The sequence below is a fragment of the Nocardia fodinahabitans genome (assembly GCF_052983615.1).
The window spans coordinates 3,179,801-3,195,425 of sequence record NZ_JBRJJC010000001.1 but is presented as its reverse complement, the minus strand read 5'-3'; the positions used below and the strand labels follow the sequence as shown (position 1 = coordinate 3,195,425).

Genomic DNA, 15,625 nt, shown 5'->3' with positions numbered 1-15,625 from the left:
GATCGAGCTCTCGCCGAACCGTTCCCTCGGCGGTGCCCACGGTAGCGGTAGTCCCGCGACTGCCGTCGGAGTTTGGGGCGTACTCGTTTCAGAATTCGTGGGCGGGCCGCCGAGTAGACGGTCGGGCGCTCGTCAGCGGTCTCAGTAGTGCTGCTGCTGACCCGCCAGCTGCTGGGCGATCACGCCCTGGATGCGCTGCAAACCGCCGACGGTGATGCCGCTCTGGAGCTGGCCCTCGATGGTCCTGACCAGGGCATGATCGCTCATCACCTTCTCCGACGACTGGATCAGCACGGTGCCGGCGCCGGTGAAATCGAACTGGCGCTCCTCGCCGGAGTTCGCGCCCATCCTGGCCGCGCCCGCCGCCAGGAAGCTACCGATCCAGCCTTCGTCGAAGTGATGACTGGGAGAAGGGCAGTCCGCCCAGCCCACCAGCGCCTCGGGGTCGACCCGCAGGGGCGGCTCGGCGAACATCACCGGGCCGTTGGAGGAGGCGAGGAACTTGCCGGTGCCGATCAGGGTGAGGAACCCGGGCACGATCGACTGCTTGAGCGCCAGGCCGGGCTCGAAGGCGAGCAGGTTGGCGCCCCGGATGGTGAGGTTGCCGTCCTCGAGATCGTAGGAATTGATGTCGTAGCCACGGTCGCCGATGATCAGCTTGCCGTGGCCCTCGGCCACCACGTAGTCACCGGCGAACAGCGGCGCCGAGAACTGGCTGCTCACCATGTGCATGAGGTTGCCCTGCAGGCCGTGGGTGAGCATCTGGAACTGGATCTGGCCGTAGTAGGCGATCATCGCGCCCTTGCGCATGAACCACGGGCCGGTCAGGTCGATGGAGTAGGCGTAGCTGTTGCCCGGAATGTTGTCGCTGGCACCGAGAGTCATCGGGGAATGGATCTGGCTCATCGGCTCACAACTTCTCTTCGGAGGCCTGCACGTACACGACGCCCTGTCCGTGGCAATGCAATTGCATCGCCTCGCCCGCGCCGCGGCCGACCGCGTCGCGCCAGCTCATCGCCGACTTCAGTTCGGTCTGCACATTGCCGTAGGCCGCGACGAAGGCCTGCGGATCGACGATCACCGGATTCGGGCCGCCCACTTGCAGCTCCAGGAAACCGCCGTGCGCGAGCAGCACCGCGGCGCCGTGGCCGCTGAGCTGGGTGGTGAACATGCCCTGGCCGGTCACGACACCCGCCGCGGCACCGCGCAGCGCGCCCATCAGGCCACCGCCGCCACCTCCGCCGCCACCGGAACTGGCCACCGAGACGACCGAGGCCTGCAGGCCCGCGGTGTTGGCGAGCAGCCGCGAGGCCTCCGCCCGCAGGACCGCACCGGGCTGCATCTGCACCACATGCACCTCGAGCCCGGCGAAACCGTAATGGACGGAGCCGTTTCCGCGCGCCAGCATGGTGCGCTCGTGCTCACCCGCCATCATCGCGCCTGCCATCCGCATCAGCCCGCCGCCGCCCATGCCGGGACCAGCGCCGGGGATCTGGTGCGGCGCGAACGCGACCTGACCCTGGTAGAACAGCATCGCGCCGGTCCGGGCGACGACGCCGCCCGCCTGCCCGACGTCGACCTTGACGACCTTGCTGTTGACCTTCTCGAACATCGCCTGCCTACCGTTCCGCCGGCTGGATCAGCACGACACCCTGGCCGTCCCACCGCAGCGAGAAGGCCTCACCCGCGTCCTGGCCGACCATGGTGCGCCAGGAGACATCGGTGACGAAGGACTGGTTGAGGTTGCCGCGGGCCGCGACGAACGCGTCCGGATCCACGATCAGTGGATACTGCGGCGAGACCTCGAGATGGATCAGGGGACCACCGGCCGACAGCAGCGCCACCTGGCCCTGCCCGCTGACGGTGGTGGTGAACAGGCCGCTGCCCGCCGACATCCCGCCGACGCCGGCGAAGCGCACGTCGGTGCGCAGATTGCCCGCGAAGGCGAGCAGCTGCTGCGACTCGACCTGCAGGGTCTCGTTGTTGAGATCGACCACGGTGACGTTCTGGCCGTTCACCGCGAAGAAGACACGGCCGTTGCCGGTGCACTCCATCAGGGACAGCTTCTCGCCGGTGGCGCGGCGCTTGAGGCCCGAAAGCACGCCCTCGCCGCCGCCGAACCCCGCCGATTTGAACTGCACATTGCCTTCGTAGGCGATCATCGAGCCGGCGATCGCGCGGATACTCGTCCCCGCGAGGTGGGCCTCGATCACCTTCTTCGATTGTTCGAACAGCTGCGCCATGACGGCCCTGAGGTCCCCTCTGAACAGCGGGTGGAATGCCCGATACGTACTGCGTGGACACCCTAACCGATCGATCGGGCGCGCGCCGTGGCTGCGGAGCGCGGACGCTCGTCGCCGCTTTCTCGTAGAGTGGCAGACGACCGCACCGACAAGCGAAGGGTCGAACTTGTCTGCAACACTCGCCAAGGGCCAGAACGGTCCACTGGCCGTCAGTGACGTGGTGATCTCGCTCCAGCTCACGGCACCGGCCGATCTGTCCGCGCTGCTCGTGACCGAGCAGGGCAAGGTCCGCACGGATGCCGATTTCGTCTTCTACAACCAGCCCAGCGGGCCCGGTGTCGACCTGCGTCCCGGACCGGCGGGTCAGGCAGCCTCCCTTGCGGTTTCGCTGCCCGCGGTGCCCGCCGACATCGATCAGATCCGCGCCGTCATCACCCTCGACGACGCGAACAGCAACTTCGGCCGGTTCGCCCCGCCCACCGCGATCGTCTCCGACGCCGCGGGTAACCAGCTGTTCGAGTACCGGATCGACGGGCTCAACGCCGAGTCGATCGTGATCGCGCTGGAGCTGTACCGCCGTCAAGGCAGCTGGAAGGTCCGCGCCGTCGGCCAGGGGTACGCCGGTGGCTTCGCGGCGCTGGTCACCGATCACGGTGTGCAGGTGGACGATTCGCCCGCGCCCGCCGCCGCGCCCCAGCAGGCCGCCCCGCCACAGGCCGCACCGCAGCAGGCTCCGCCGCCGCCCGCCTACCCCGCGCAGGCCGCGCCGAGCTATCCGCCGCAGCAGGCCCCCGTCTACGCGCCGCCCGGTGGTGGCTACCCGCCGCCGCCCGGTCCGGCGCAGCAGCCGCCCGGCGCGGGCTACCCGCCGCCGCCCGGCCCCGGCCCCGGCTACCCGCCGCCCGCGCAGGCCGCGCCGCCGCAGCAGGCCGGTGAGATCAGTCTGAGCAAGGATCGCCCGGTCAGCCTGCAGAAGGGGCAGCGTGTCACGCTCCGCAAGGAGGGCGGCGCCGCGCTCACCTTCGTCAAGATGGGCCTGGGCTGGGACCCGGTGCGCACCCGTGGCATGTTCGGCAACCGCACCGTCGACATCGACCTCGACGCCTCGGTCTGCCTGTTCGCCGACAACAACCTCGTCGACGTCGCCTACTACGGTCAGCTGTCGTCCAAGGACGGCTCGGTGCGCCACCAGGGTGACAACCTCACCGGTGAGGGTGAGGGCGACGACGAGATGATCCTGGTCGACCTCACCCGGATCCCCGCGCACGTCTCCACGCTGCTGTTCATCGTCACCTCGTACAAGGGCCACACCTTCGAGCAGGTGCAGAACGCGTTCTGCCGCCTGATCGACGGCGCCAACAACGGCGAACTCGCCCGCTACACCCTCGCGGGTGGCATGCCGTTCACCGCGATGGCGATGGCGAAGGTATACCGGGTCGGCGGCGACTGGAAGATGCAGGCGCTGGGCGAGGGCTTCCAGGCCAAGCATCCCGGCGAGGCCGTGCCCCAGCTGGGCCGGTTCCTCGGCAAAGACTAGGGCCGTACGACACAGAGCAGGCATAACGACGTGATTCACCTGAAGGCGGGTCAGAACACCGCGCTGTCCGCCGACACCGTGCGCTTCACCGCACAGACCACCGGCACCGTCGAAGTCGGCGCGCTGGTGGTGGACGAGAATCTGCGGGTGCGCGACGAGCACGATCACGTGTGCGCGTCGCGCCCCGCGGCTCCCGGCGTCACCTTCGCCGGTGGCGCGGTGGACATCGCGCCCGCGCAGCTCAGGTCGGATGCGAACGCCGTGCTGCTCTACGTCACCGCCGGGCACGTGCTCGGCAGCGTCACCGCGACGCTGTCCGAGAACGGCTCGCCCACCGCGGAATTCGTGGTCACACCGACCGCGGGGGAGAGCGCGCTGATCTGCCTCGAGGTGTACCGGCGCGGTGGCGGCTGGAAGCTGCGCGCGCTGGGCCAGGGCTACGACGGCGGCGCTGCGCAGCTGCTGCCCGCGCACGGCGTGCCCGCCCCGGTGACACCGCGGGCGACCGCGCCCACCGAGACGGTCGAGCGGCCTGCCGCCGCCGCGGCGCCCGGTGTCCCGCTGGAGGTCGATTACGGCCTGCAGCGGATGTGGATGATCTTCGAGGACGCCGCCCGCTCGGCGGCCGCCCTGCTCTCGGCTCGCGACTACGCCGCGAACCGGCTGGATCAGGAACTGTCCGAAGCGGTGTCGAACCCGGCCACCCGCAACACCCCGGCCGCCGATGCCGCGCGCGCCGCCGCGCAGCGCCGCCACGACGAACTGGTCGGTGTCGCCGACGGGAACCATCGGCGCGACAGCGACCAGCTCGGTCGCGAGATCGCCGAGGCCGACGCGGTGATGCCCGCCGCGCTGGCGTCCTGGCTGGCCCCGGCCTGGACGACGAAAGCCGTTCGCAGCGACGGCATCCGGCTCGGCGAGCTGTACGCGCTCGATCGCGGCGCGCTGCGCGTGCCGTATTGCGTTCCGGTGCCGCTGAATCGGCCGCTGTGGGTCGACACCGAGTCCAGCGCCGCCGCGTCCCGGGTGGTCGGCGCCTTGGTGGCCCGGCTGGTCGCGGCGCTGCCGGACAAGCCGACCCGAGTCGACCTGATCGATCTCACCGGTGGTCTGCGCGGGCTCGCCGCACCGCTCGCCCCGCTGCTCGCCGGACCGGTCGTGTCCGATCACGCTGACATCCCCGCGCGTCTCGGTGAACTCGCGCACGCGGCCGAGCTGGCCGAAATCTCTTACAACAGTGGGCAAGCCGTGCCGCCCGCCGAGCACCGGATTCTCGTCGCGGCCGACTTCCCGCACGGCTACCAGGCCGCCGATGTGGTGCGCCTGGGTCAGCTGATGGTGCGCGGCGACCTGATCGGGCTGTCACTGGTGATCGTCGGCAGCGGCGGCGTGGACTTCGGTGACGGACCGCTGTCGCTGCTCTCGCAGTCGTGCAGGCACCTGCCCACCGTGCCAGGCACCCCGCTGTTCGATCCGTGGACCGGCAACGCCTGGGAACTCGACCTCGACATGCTCCCGGCCGAACCCGAACTCCAGGCCCGCTACCTGCGGATGTAGCCGGTCACTCGACCATCGCGGCGGGCCGCGAGCTGGTGCACGCCTGCTTGGGGCGCAGGAACTCCGGCAGCCACGGCAGCAGGGGGTCGGGGGCGCGGTCCAGCACGCCGCCCGCCGGATCGTCGACGAAGTCGCGGCGCACCAGATCGGCCTGCGGGCGCAGGATCTCGTGCACGATCAGCGCGCACAGGCCGAGGACGGCGAGATCGCGCAGCACGACGGTGCCGGTGAACCACTGCTCGGGCAGGCCCTTGGCATCCTCGCCGAGGTAGTAGTACATCCGGGGCACCCAGACGAGCGCGTCGATCGTCATCCAGGCCAGCAGGATGCGCCGATGCGGCAGCGCGAGCACGGCCAGCGGCACCAGCCACAGCGAGTACTGGGGGCTCCACACCTTGTTCGTCAGCAGGAAGGCGGCGACGACCAGGAAGCACAGCTGGGCCACGCGCGGGCGGCGGGCCGCGGTCAGCGCCAGATAGGCGATACCGGCGCAGGCGAGCGCGAACAGCAGCAGCGAGACCGTGTTCAGCACCGTCGGCGGCTGGCCGTGCGCGAGCTCACCGTCGAAGCCACCCCAGCCGGTGAACGAGGTGATCACGTTGTAGATCGAGTCCGGATCGGCGTGGCGGGTGGTGTTGAGCCGGAAGAACTCTCGCCAGCCGTCCGGGTACAGCACGGCGATCGGCAGGTTCACCGCGATCCAGGTGCCCGCCGCGGCGAGGATGGCGAGGACGGCCGCGCCGAGCGGGCGCAGCGCGAAGAGGTGGGTTCTGGCCGGGGTCTCCCGGATCCAGGTGCGGGCGCTGTCGACGCTGTCGACGTCGCGCAGGCGCAGGCCCGCGCGGGCGGCGGGCTGGCGCTGCATCGGGTCGGCGCGCAGGCACAGCACCAGGATCGGTCCGAGCAGCAGCAGCGGATACAGTTTCGCGGCGCCGCCGAGACCGAGCAGCACGCCGGCCAGCACCGGCTTGCGCCGGGCCCAGGCCAGCAGGCCGGTGGCCGCGAAAGCCGTTGCCAGCGCGTCGAAGTTGGTGAACGCGTGCACGATCACCAACGGCGACACCGCGATCAGCGCCGCGTCCCAGACCCGCCGCCCGGCTAGTCGCGACGACGCCCAGACGGTGATCAGCCAGCCCACCGACAGGCCCAGCGCGACGACGTTGAAATACACCACCACCGACAGCGCGCCCGGCAGCGGCAGGTGATCCCAGACGTTGCCGAGCTGCATCGCCACGTACTGGTAGAGGCCCGAAAGCACCGGATACTCCATGTATCTGGTCTCGGTGCCGCCGTCGGGCGTCGACTCGGTCCAGGACTTCTTGTACGGGAACGCGCCCTCGTTCAGCCGTTCGGCGCCGTAGAGCGGGACCGTGTCCGAGTAGCACATGGCCACGTACTGACGGCCGTTGTTCCAGTCGAGCATCAGCCCGCCCGCGCCGTCGGAGGTCTGCTGGATGCAGCCCGCCTTCGCCGTCCAACCGAGCGCGAGGAACACCACCGTGAAGGCGAACATCACCCGCAGCGGTGTCCAGAACCGCACCCGGCCGATCAGCGCGTGATCGCCGACCGGGCCGCCGATCACGGTCGACAGCTGCGCGGTCAGCGAATCGTTGCGGCTGGGCCGGTCTCGCGCGTCGATCGAGCGCAGGTCGGGGGCCAGCTGGGCGGGCGCGACGTACTGCACTTCGCGTCCCGGCCGGGTACCACTCGACGCCGGCTGGTCCGCGAGTTGCTGATCGGTCACGACATCCGAGGCTACCGGGATCTGGTCGGCGTGGTGCCTCCGCCGCCCTCGGTGCCGGTCGCGCCCGCGCCGGGCCGGGTGCTGTTGCCGTTGCCGTTGGTCGGCGGGGAGCCGTCCGCGGGCGCGGTCGGCTGACCCGGCAGCGGGCCGGTGGTCGTCTCCGGCGTCTGCTGTGAGGGCTGCTGACCGGCGGGCTGCTGCACGCCGGGCACCGGGATCCGGATGCCGGGCAGGATCTCGACCTGCGAGGGCACGATCACCGGCGGGGCGATCGTCGGCGCGGTGGTCGACGGTGCCGTGTACGGCGCCGACCATTCCGGCACACCGGCCTGGCCCTTGATCGGGGCGGGCTTGGGGAACGACTCGTTCGACGTGCCGGACAGCGCGCCGTCCATCGTCGCCTTCCAGATGTCGGAGGGCAGACCGGAACCGTAGATGCTGGCGCCGCCGTAGTTGCGCAGCGGATCGCCCTGCTCGGTGCCGACCCAGACCGCGGTCGACAGCGACGGGGTGTAGCCGACCATCCAGGCGTCACGGTTGTTGCCGGTGTCGCCGAGCTGGTGGGTACCGGTCTTGGAGGCCGACTCGCGGCCGCCCGCCAGGTTGTGATTGCGCGAGTACGCCGCGATCGGCTTCATCGCCGCGGTGACGTTGTCGGCCACCGCCGCGCTCACCCGCTGCTCACCGGCGGGCTCGCCGCGATCGAGCAGCACCTGACCGTCGGCGGTCACGACCCGCTGCACGAAGTGCGGCGCGTAGTACGTGCCCGAAGCCGCCAGCGTGGCGTAGGCCGAGGCCATATCCAGCGGGCGCGACTGGTACTGGCCGAGCACGATGCCGTTGTTCGGACCGGCGCCGTTGGGCTCGGTCAGGGTCTTGCCGATGCCGGGCAGCTCCTCGGGGATGCCGAGCTTGTGGCCCATGTCCGCGATCTTCTGCGGACCGTTCTGCATGTCCAGCTGCATCCGGTAGAAGCTGGTGTTCAGCGAGCGCTTGAGCGCCTCGGCGATGGTGCACATGCCACAGGACTCGCCCTCGACATTGCCGATCTGGACGCCGTTGACGGTGATCGGCGAGCTGTCGTACAGCTGCGAGAGCGGGATCCCCAGCTCGAGGTTCGCGGCCAGGCCGATCACCTTGAACGAGGAGCCCGTCGGCAGACCCGCGTTGGCGAAGTCGAAGCCCTGGCCGTCCTCGCCGCCGTAGTAGGCGCGCACCGCACCGCTGCGCGGGTCGATCGAGACCACCGCGGTCCGCAGGTTCTCCGGCTCGCCCTGCAGCTTGGACTGCGCGGCGTTGACCGCGGCCTCCTGCGCCTTCGGGTCGATCGTGGTGGTGATCTGCAGGCCCTCGGTATTGAGCTGCTGTTCGCTGATGCCCGCCGCGGACAGCTCCTCGAGCACCTGGTTCTTCACCAGGCCGCCCGGACCCTCGTCCTGGTTGCCATCGTTGAGCGAGGCCAGCGGGACCACCTGCGGGTACTGCATCGAGGCTCGCTCGGTGGCGGCCAGGTTGTTGCCGCTGACCATGCCGTCGAGCACGTAGTTCCAGCGCGTCTTGGCGCCCTCGGGGTTCTTCTCCGGATCGAGCAGCGAGGGCAGCTGGATGGTCGCGGCCAGCACGGCGCCCTCGGCCACGGTCAGCTCCTGCACCGGCTTGCCGAAGTAGGCCTTCGACGCCGCGTCGATGCCGTACGCGCCACGACCGAAGTAGATGGTGTTCAGGTAGGCGGCGAGGATGTCTTCCTTGCTCCACTGGCGGGCCATCTTGGCCGAGATGACCAGCTCGTGCATCTTTCGGGTCATCGACCGCTCGTCACCGACCAGCGCGTTCTTCACGTACTGCTGGGTGATCGTGGAGCCACCACCGGCGCTTTCCTTGCCGAGGATGTTGTCACGGGCGGCGCGGGCGAAGCCCGATACCGAGAAGCCGGGGTTGGTGTAGAAGTCACGGTCCTCGGCGGCGATCACGGCATTGCGCACATGCGGCGGGATCTGATCGATCGAGACCTCGGTGCGGTTGCCCTGCGGCGGGACCACCTTGCTGATCTCGGTGGTGCCGTCGTTGGCGTAGATCATCGCGACCTGGTTGGTCTCCAGATCGCCCGGCTTGGGCACCGACACCGTCGTGTAGGCGACGAGGAACACCGCGCTCGGTACGACGATGGCCAGCGCCATCAGCACGTACATGGTCCGGCGAATGGCCCGCCACGGCATTTTCCTCACCGAACCACCCTTACCGGAGCCGTCGTCGCCCCCGCCACCATCGCGGCGGTTACGTGGCCCACTGGGCGGCGGGGTGCCGCCGGCGCCGGTGGCCCGGCGTTCTCCGGTGGTCGGCCCACCGGGACGGCGGCCCGCGCCGGGGCGGGCGGCCGCGGCCGACGCACCGGTCCGGGTGCCTCGGTTCAGGTCGTCGCGGACGGGCCTGGCGCCGTCGGGATGACTCGCGCGCACGGTCGACTCGTCGTGCCCGGGGCGCGGCAGCTTCTGGGTGGCGCCGGCCGCGGGCGGGCCGACGGGCCGACCCGGCTGGGCGGGCCTGCCCTGCGGCGGCCTGCCCTGATTCGGTCCACCCTGCGGACCCCCTGGCCGCTGTGGCGGCGGACCGGGACGACGCGGCGGCATGCCGCCCGGCGGCGGCGCCTGCCGATTCGGCGGCGGTCCGCCCTGCGGACCACGTCCACCAGGGGCCGGTCCACGTCCGTTCTGGGGACCCGGCCCGGCGGGCGGCATCGGCCGACGCGGCGGCGGACCCGGCCGGTCACCCGGCTGGGGAGGGAGACCCGGCTGCGAACCCCGCGCCGGACGGCCGCCGTGCGGATCATCGCCGAAGGGGGAGGACTCGTAGGGCGAACTCACTGACCAGATCTCCATAACTCGTAAGGTTCAACCGGCACACAACATCCGCGCCGGAGAACCGGCGCGGATACCTTGCACCCCGAACTGTGGCGCATCAAGCGGTGGCCGCCGTCACCCGGCGGCCTGACATTCGGCGGCCCATTGCTCGGCAGCCCCATTACTCGGCAGCAGAGCGCCGCCCCGCTCGCGAACTCGTCCGGCGCCGGGCAGGCGCGGGCGCCGAACCGAGCACATACGACTGCACCAGGTGGTTCCAGCTGCACGAGCGGCATACCTCGACGACATGCACCGAGAACTCCTCGCTCGACTCTGCCATCCGGATCAGCTCCTCGGGTGTCCGCGCGGAGCCGGCCGCCTGGCCGAGTCCGTCGCCGTACACCCATGACACCAAGGTCAGCTGCTCTTTCCGGCAGATCGGGCAGGTCACCTCGCTGCCCCGGCCGTGGAACTTGGCGGCCCGGAGCAGGTACGGATTCGCGTCGCACACCTCGGCGACACCGACCCGGCCCGCGTAGACGTCAGCCAGCAGCGACCTGCGCCGGAGCGCATAGTCGACTACCTGCCGCTGAATTCGCACGATCACCAGAGTAGCTGGGATTGATTTGCGGTGCCGGTGGCACCGCTGGATCCGTTCACCGCCCGTACACTCCCGATACCGGGGTTGACCCGGGTGTTTTCGCAGGTGAGGCGTACCAGGGCAATGGCTGTTTCCGAGCGGGCCGGCGGCGGCCCCGATTCCGTGACGAGGGCGCGTGATATCGATCGCGCGCAGGCGTCGACCATGCTTGACGCGGCCTATGCCGAGGGCCAGCTGGGTGCTGACGAGTACCACGACCGATCGGCGCGCGCCGGTACGGCGAGGACCCTCGGCGAGCTGGCGAGCCTGACCGCTGACCTGCAGTCACCGGCTGTTTTCGGTGGTCAGGCCACGATCGAACGGAAGCGTTTCGGTCGCAAGCACTCCGGTGAGTACCCCGCCCGGACCAGAGCCCGCGACGCCGACCGGGCCCGCACGACCGAGGCCCTGGACGCGGCGCGGGCCGATGGCCAGCTCGATGCCGACGAGCATGCCGCGCTCACCGAATTGGCTTCGCAAGCACGCACTCTCGGTGATCTGTCCACCCTGGTTGCCGAACTGCAGCAGCGGCCGGTGGCGCCGGTGAAGCCGAAGGCGCGCAACACCTTCCGCCTCGCCACCATCGCGGCGGCCGTGGTGGTCGGGATCGGCTGCTTCGGGTGGACGGTGCGCCCGGACGAACCCGCGCCCGCGGTGGTCGCGGCGGACGCGATCAACTACAACGCGGCGCCACCGCTGGTGATCCCCACGCCGACGCTCACCACCCTCGCCGGTTTCGTCCAGTTCCGCGACGACTACCGGGTCAAGTTCGGCGACACCCTGGTCGACGAGGCCGTGCTGCACGACGAGCACGCCTCGGCCGTCCGGCGCGCGCCCGGCAACGCCGACTGGACCGCCGACTACACCTACCGGGGCGGCTTCGCCCGATCGAACTCGCAGATCAGCACCCGCGAACGCGACGCGATCGACATCGATCTGGCACAGGTGAACGCCGAGGCCCTCGGCGCGGCGCTGACGAACGCGGCCGCCACCGTCCGGGTGCCCAACGGCGCGGTCACCCACTTCCGGATCGCGAACGACAGCTGGGTGGGGCGGCCCGGGATCACGATCTTCGTGCGCAACGAGGTGGCCCAGTCGGGGCATTTCGTCCTCGCGCTGTCGGGCGAAGTGCTGAAGACCTACCCGTACGAAGGATGACCCGAGCGATGAAGACCCAGTCTCCGGCGAAGAACCTGCGGGCCCGCGACGCCGACCGCGCCGACGTGTGCGCCCTGCTCGACGCCGCCCTGGCCGACGGTCAGCTGACCGCCACCGAACACGACAAGCGCACCGCGACCGCCATGCGGGCCGAGACCTTCGGTGCCCTCGACCGCCTCGTCGACGATCTCCAGGTCCCGGGCAACCTGGCCGCGACCCCGGTCGCCAGGGGCGTGCCGCGCGCACCCCGGCGCTGGTGGATCCCGGTCGGCGCGGTCGTGCTGGCCGCGCTGCTCGGCGCGGGCGCGGGCCTGATCGGCCGCACCGCGGGCGAGGCCGCCTTCGGCGACCCGCTGCCCGACCTCACCACCGGCAACGGATTCGCGCACTTCCTCGCCGCCTACCGCACCGAATACGGCAGCACCGTCGCCGACGAGCTGACGCTGTACCCGGAATACGCCCTCGTCGAACGCGATTCCGGGCGACCGGGCAAGCAGGACGAGCTGCAGTACCGCGGTGACTTCGAGGCGTGGGGTTCGCCGGGCAGCCGCCCGCCCGACACCAAGTCGTTCGACCTGGCCGACGTCGACATCGCCCGCTACGCCCGGCTGATGTCCGGCGCCTCCCAGACCACCCGGGTCCCCAACGGCTGGGTCTCGCATGTGCTGGTCAGGTACCCGCCCGGCGGCGGCAAGGACGCCGAGCCGGAGATCAGCATCTACGTCAAGAACGAAGCCGAACAGAGCGGCTATCTGAAGATCCGGCTCAACGGCGAGCCCATCGCCGTGTACCCCGCCTAGTCCCTGACCAGGCCGTCTCACCAGCGATGACGCAGTGATGTGCGTCATTGCGCTATGTCTTGTTATATCGCTCCGATATAGTTGGAACTCGCATCCATCGGTTAGGTCCGCTCGGCCTGTCAGGCCGACATAGTCAGGGAGTGAGGTCGGCAGTGCTCGAATTGGCGATTCTCGGCCTTCTCCTGGACGCGCCCATGCACGGTTACGAGCTGCGGAAGCGGCTGACGGGCCTGCTCGGAGCGTTCCGGGCCTTCTCCTACGGTTCGCTCTACCCGACGCTGCGCAGGATGCAGACCGACGGGTTGATCGCGGAGGAGCTTCCGGAGGGCGCGATCGCGCGTCGTGCGCGCCGCGTCTACCGGCTGACGCCGGTCGGGCGGGAACGTTTCAACGAACTCCTCGCCGACACCGGTCCGCAGAACTACACCGATGACGGCTTCGGCGTTCACCTGGCCTTCTTCAGCCGCACCCCCGCCGAGGCGAGGATGCGGATCCTGGAGGGTCGGCGACGTCAGGTCGAGGAGCGCCGAGAGGGACTGCGGGAAGCGATCAAGAAGGCCAGCGGCTCGCTGGATCGCTACACCCGTCAGCTCCACCAGCTCGGATTGGAATCAAGCGAGCGCGAAGTGCGCTGGCTCAACGAGTTGATTGCGGCGGAGCAATCGACGAAGGCGGCACCACAGAAAGAGGGAAAGAGCGGCCATGAGTGATGTCAACAAGGTTGGGTCCGGCGAGGTACGCGTCGCGATCGTCGGTGTGGGCAACTGCGCATCGTCGCTGGTGCAGGGCGTGCAGTACTACAAGGATGCCGACGAGAACGCCACCGTTCCCGGGCTCATGCACGTCAAGTTCGGTCCCTATCACGTCAAGGACGTGAAGTTCGTCGCCGCGTTCGACGTCGACGCCAAGAAGGTCGGCTTCGACCTGGCCGAGGCGATCTTCGCCAGCGAGAACAACACGATCAAGATCTCCGACGTGCCGCCCACCGGCGTGAGCGTCCAGCGTGGCCCAACCCTCGACGGCATCGGCAAGTACTACGCGATGACCATCGAGCAGTCCGAGGCCCCGGCGGTCGACGTCGTGCAGGCGCTCAAGGACGCCCAGGTCGACGTGCTGGTCTCCTACCTGCCGGTCGGCTCGGAAGAGGCCGACAAGTTCTACGCCCAGTGCGCCATCGACGCGAACGTCGCCTTCGTCAACGCGCTGCCGGTGTTCATCGCCTCCGACCCGGTCTGGGCGCAGAAGTTCGTCGACGCCGGTGTCCCGATCGTCGGTGACGACATCAAGTCCCAGGTCGGCGCGACCATCACCCACCGCGTGATGGCCAAGCTGTTCGAGGACCGCGGCGTGGTGCTCGACCGCACCTACCAGCTCAATGTCGGCGGCAACATGGACTTCAAGAACATGCTCGAGCGTGATCGCCTGGAGTCGAAGAAGGTGTCCAAGACCCAGGCCGTGACGTCGAACCTCACCGGTTCGCTCGCGGGCAAGGTCCACGACCGCAACGTCCACATCGGTCCCTCGGACTACGTGGAGTGGCTCGACGACCGCAAGTGGGCCTACGTCCGCCTGGAGGGTCGCGCCTTCGGTGACGCCCCGCTGAACCTGGAGTACAAGCTCGAGGTGTGGGACTCGCCGAACTCGGCCGGCATCATCATCGACGCCGTGCGCGCCGCCAAGATCGCCAAGGACCGCGGCATCGGCGGACCGGTCATCCCGGCATCGGCCTACCTGATGAAGTCCCCGCCGGAGCAGATCGCCGACGACGTCGCGCGCACCCAGCTCGAGGCGTTCATCATCGGCGCGGAGTAATTGGAGCGCTGGCGCGCTCGAGTCGCGGCCCCTTCTGTCCCGCCGATCAGGCACCGGTGCTTGCTCCTTCGTCGCTTGCGCACCGGCGCCTGATCGGCGGGACGGCCGCGACGGCCGACTGCGTCGGCCTGCCCCTCCTCGGGGTCGGGGCGGGGCTGGTTGCTCAATGACAAAGGCCGGGTCACGGGGGTTTCCCTGTGGCCCGGCCTTTGTCGTGTATCAGTCCAGTGAGACGTAGACCTCTACGCTCGTCGGGCCGGTGTAGCGCTCGAGTTCGGCGGTGTGCGAGCGGGTGATGGTGCCCGCGTTCTCCGCCTTGATGACCTGGGCCCACGCCGTGCGCAGCAGGTCGTAGGGCTTGTCGGAGACGACGAACTTGGCGTAGCGGCCCGCGGGGATGCGGGTGAGCACGTCGCCTTCGTCGATGTCGTCGAGCCCGGCGACCTCGTAGCCGAGCACGGCGACGGCGTGATCGTTCTGGCCGATGTAGGCCGCCGCGCGGGGCACCGTCTTCTCCCTGGATAGGTACCGGTCCCAGGTGAAGTTCACCAGGTCGAGGTCGCGGGCGGTCACCTCGCGGCCGGCCAGCGGCACGGTGAGTCCCGCGATCAGCCCGTCCTCCAGGGTGACGATCTCGAAATCGACAGCCATGGCTATTCGCCCCCCTCTGCGGTCAGCGACACGTAGATCTCGACCGTGCGCTCGTCCGGATACTGCTCGTAGTCGCCGGCGTAGGCGCGCTCGAACTCCCCGGCGGACTCGGCGTCCCAGATCTGGCGCCACAGCGAGACGATGGTGTCGCCGCGATTGTCGCCGGTGGCGACGAAACGGGCGTAGCGGCCCGCCGGGATGCGGGCGAGCACGTCACCGACCTGCAGATCGGCGAGGGTCTTGCATTCGTAGCCGACGATATGGGTCAGGTAGGAATTGATTTCCGACGCGAAATCGACGTACCCCGTCGCGATCGGTCCCGGTAACTGCGGTCTCGCCAGCAGGTGCTGCCACGCCTCCACCACCTTCGCGCGGCGTGGCCCCTCCACGGCGAGCGCCGGACTGCGGAGCACTGTGCCCGCGATCAGCGTCTCGGGACGGTCAACGACATTGAAATCCACCTGCGTAGCCCCTATGTCTAGTCTCGTCGTCGCTCGAGCGCATATCTTCCCGCATCGATATGACAGGTTCCGCGCCGGGATCGTTCGACGCGCCGTCGCGTCGCGGCAAACCGGCGGTGCCGACTGGTCGGGCTGGTTCGCGCTCTGGCCAACGATGTTGCCATGTCCGCGGGGGTGTGTGGTCC

At 69.7% G+C, this 15,625-nt stretch carries 14 protein-coding genes; 6 read left to right on the top strand and 8 right to left on the bottom strand.

The window, feature by feature from the left end:
• Window positions 1-141: 141 nt before the first annotated feature.
• The 3 genes from NV348_RS14970 to NV348_RS14960 are packed head-to-tail and all read right to left on the bottom strand — an operon-like array spanning window position 142 to window position 2,243.
• Window positions 142-906 (bottom strand): AIM24 family protein, encoded by a 765-nt coding sequence (locus NV348_RS14970; RefSeq protein WP_447147502.1) that lies wholly within the window; start codon window positions 904-906, stop codon window positions 142-144.
• Window positions 907-910: 4 nt separating this feature from the next.
• Entirely contained in the window at window positions 911-1,612 is a 702-nt protein-coding gene (locus NV348_RS14965) for an AIM24 family protein (protein WP_447147501.1), read from the bottom strand.
• A 7-nt stretch (window positions 1,613-1,619) separates the two neighbouring features.
• Window positions 1,620-2,243 carry an AIM24 family protein gene (locus NV348_RS14960; RefSeq protein WP_447147500.1) on the bottom strand — a complete coding sequence of 208 codons (624 nt, stop codon included), beginning with the start codon at window positions 2,241-2,243 and terminating at the stop codon, window positions 1,620-1,622.
• Window positions 2,244-2,409: 166 nt separating this feature from the next.
• On the opposite strand from NV348_RS14960, the gene NV348_RS14955 reads away from it, so the two are divergent.
• Both NV348_RS14955 and NV348_RS14950 read left to right on the top strand, forming a co-directional pair.
• Window positions 2,410-3,780: a TerD family protein gene (locus NV348_RS14955; protein WP_447147499.1), complete on the top strand. Its 1,371-nt coding sequence runs from the start codon at window positions 2,410-2,412 to the stop codon at window positions 3,778-3,780.
• 30 nt (window positions 3,781-3,810) lie between these two features.
• Window positions 3,811-5,337, top strand: coding sequence for a TerD family protein (locus NV348_RS14950; protein WP_447147498.1), 1,527 nt, complete (start codon window positions 3,811-3,813; stop codon window positions 5,335-5,337).
• Between the two features lie 4 nt (window positions 5,338-5,341).
• Here NV348_RS14950 and NV348_RS14945 read toward each other — a convergent pair whose 3' ends face one another.
• The 3 genes from NV348_RS14945 to NV348_RS14935 form a co-directional block, all read right to left on the bottom strand.
• Window positions 5,342-7,021, bottom strand: a complete 1,680-nt coding sequence (locus tag NV348_RS14945) for a glycosyltransferase family 87 protein (protein ID WP_447151045.1) — start codon at window positions 7,019-7,021, stop codon at window positions 5,342-5,344.
• A 71-nt stretch (window positions 7,022-7,092) separates the two neighbouring features.
• Entirely contained in the window at window positions 7,093-9,297 is a 2,205-nt protein-coding gene (locus NV348_RS14940; protein ID WP_447151044.1) for a transglycosylase domain-containing protein, read from the bottom strand.
• Between the two features lie 802 nt (window positions 9,298-10,099).
• Entirely contained in the window at window positions 10,100-10,519 is a 420-nt protein-coding gene (locus tag NV348_RS14935; protein ID WP_218718591.1) for a DUF5318 domain-containing protein, read from the bottom strand.
• A gap of 123 nt (window positions 10,520-10,642) precedes the next feature.
• On the opposite strand from NV348_RS14935, the gene NV348_RS14930 reads away from it, so the two are divergent.
• The 4 genes from NV348_RS14930 (at window position 10,643) to NV348_RS14915 (ending at window position 14,328) form a co-directional block, all read left to right on the top strand.
• Window positions 10,643-11,716: a DUF1707 SHOCT-like domain-containing protein gene (locus NV348_RS14930; protein WP_447147497.1), complete on the top strand. Its 1,074-nt coding sequence runs from the start codon at window positions 10,643-10,645 to the stop codon at window positions 11,714-11,716.
• Between the two features lie 8 nt (window positions 11,717-11,724).
• Window positions 11,725-12,516 (top strand): DUF1707 SHOCT-like domain-containing protein, encoded by a 792-nt coding sequence (locus NV348_RS14925; protein ID WP_447147496.1) that lies wholly within the window; start codon window positions 11,725-11,727, stop codon window positions 12,514-12,516.
• A 152-nt stretch (window positions 12,517-12,668) separates the two neighbouring features.
• Window positions 12,669-13,226: a PadR family transcriptional regulator gene (locus NV348_RS14920; protein WP_189031469.1), complete on the top strand. Its 558-nt coding sequence runs from the start codon at window positions 12,669-12,671 to the stop codon at window positions 13,224-13,226.
• The gene (locus NV348_RS14915) at window positions 13,219-14,328 is read left to right on the top strand and encodes an inositol-3-phosphate synthase (RefSeq protein WP_218718588.1); all 1,110 of its coding nucleotides are present in this window, start codon (window positions 13,219-13,221) and stop codon (window positions 14,326-14,328) included. Before NV348_RS14920 ends, NV348_RS14915 begins: the two co-directional genes overlap by 8 nt.
• A gap of 219 nt (window positions 14,329-14,547) precedes the next feature.
• Here NV348_RS14915 and NV348_RS14910 read toward each other — a convergent pair whose 3' ends face one another.
• The gene (locus NV348_RS14910) at window positions 14,548-14,979 is read right to left on the bottom strand and encodes a GyrI-like domain-containing protein (protein WP_447147495.1); all 432 of its coding nucleotides are present in this window, start codon (window positions 14,977-14,979) and stop codon (window positions 14,548-14,550) included.
• A 2-nt stretch (window positions 14,980-14,981) separates the two neighbouring features.
• Window positions 14,982-15,440, bottom strand: a complete 459-nt coding sequence (locus NV348_RS14905) for a GyrI-like domain-containing protein (protein WP_447147494.1) — start codon at window positions 15,438-15,440, stop codon at window positions 14,982-14,984.
• Window positions 15,441-15,625 lie beyond the last annotated feature (185 nt).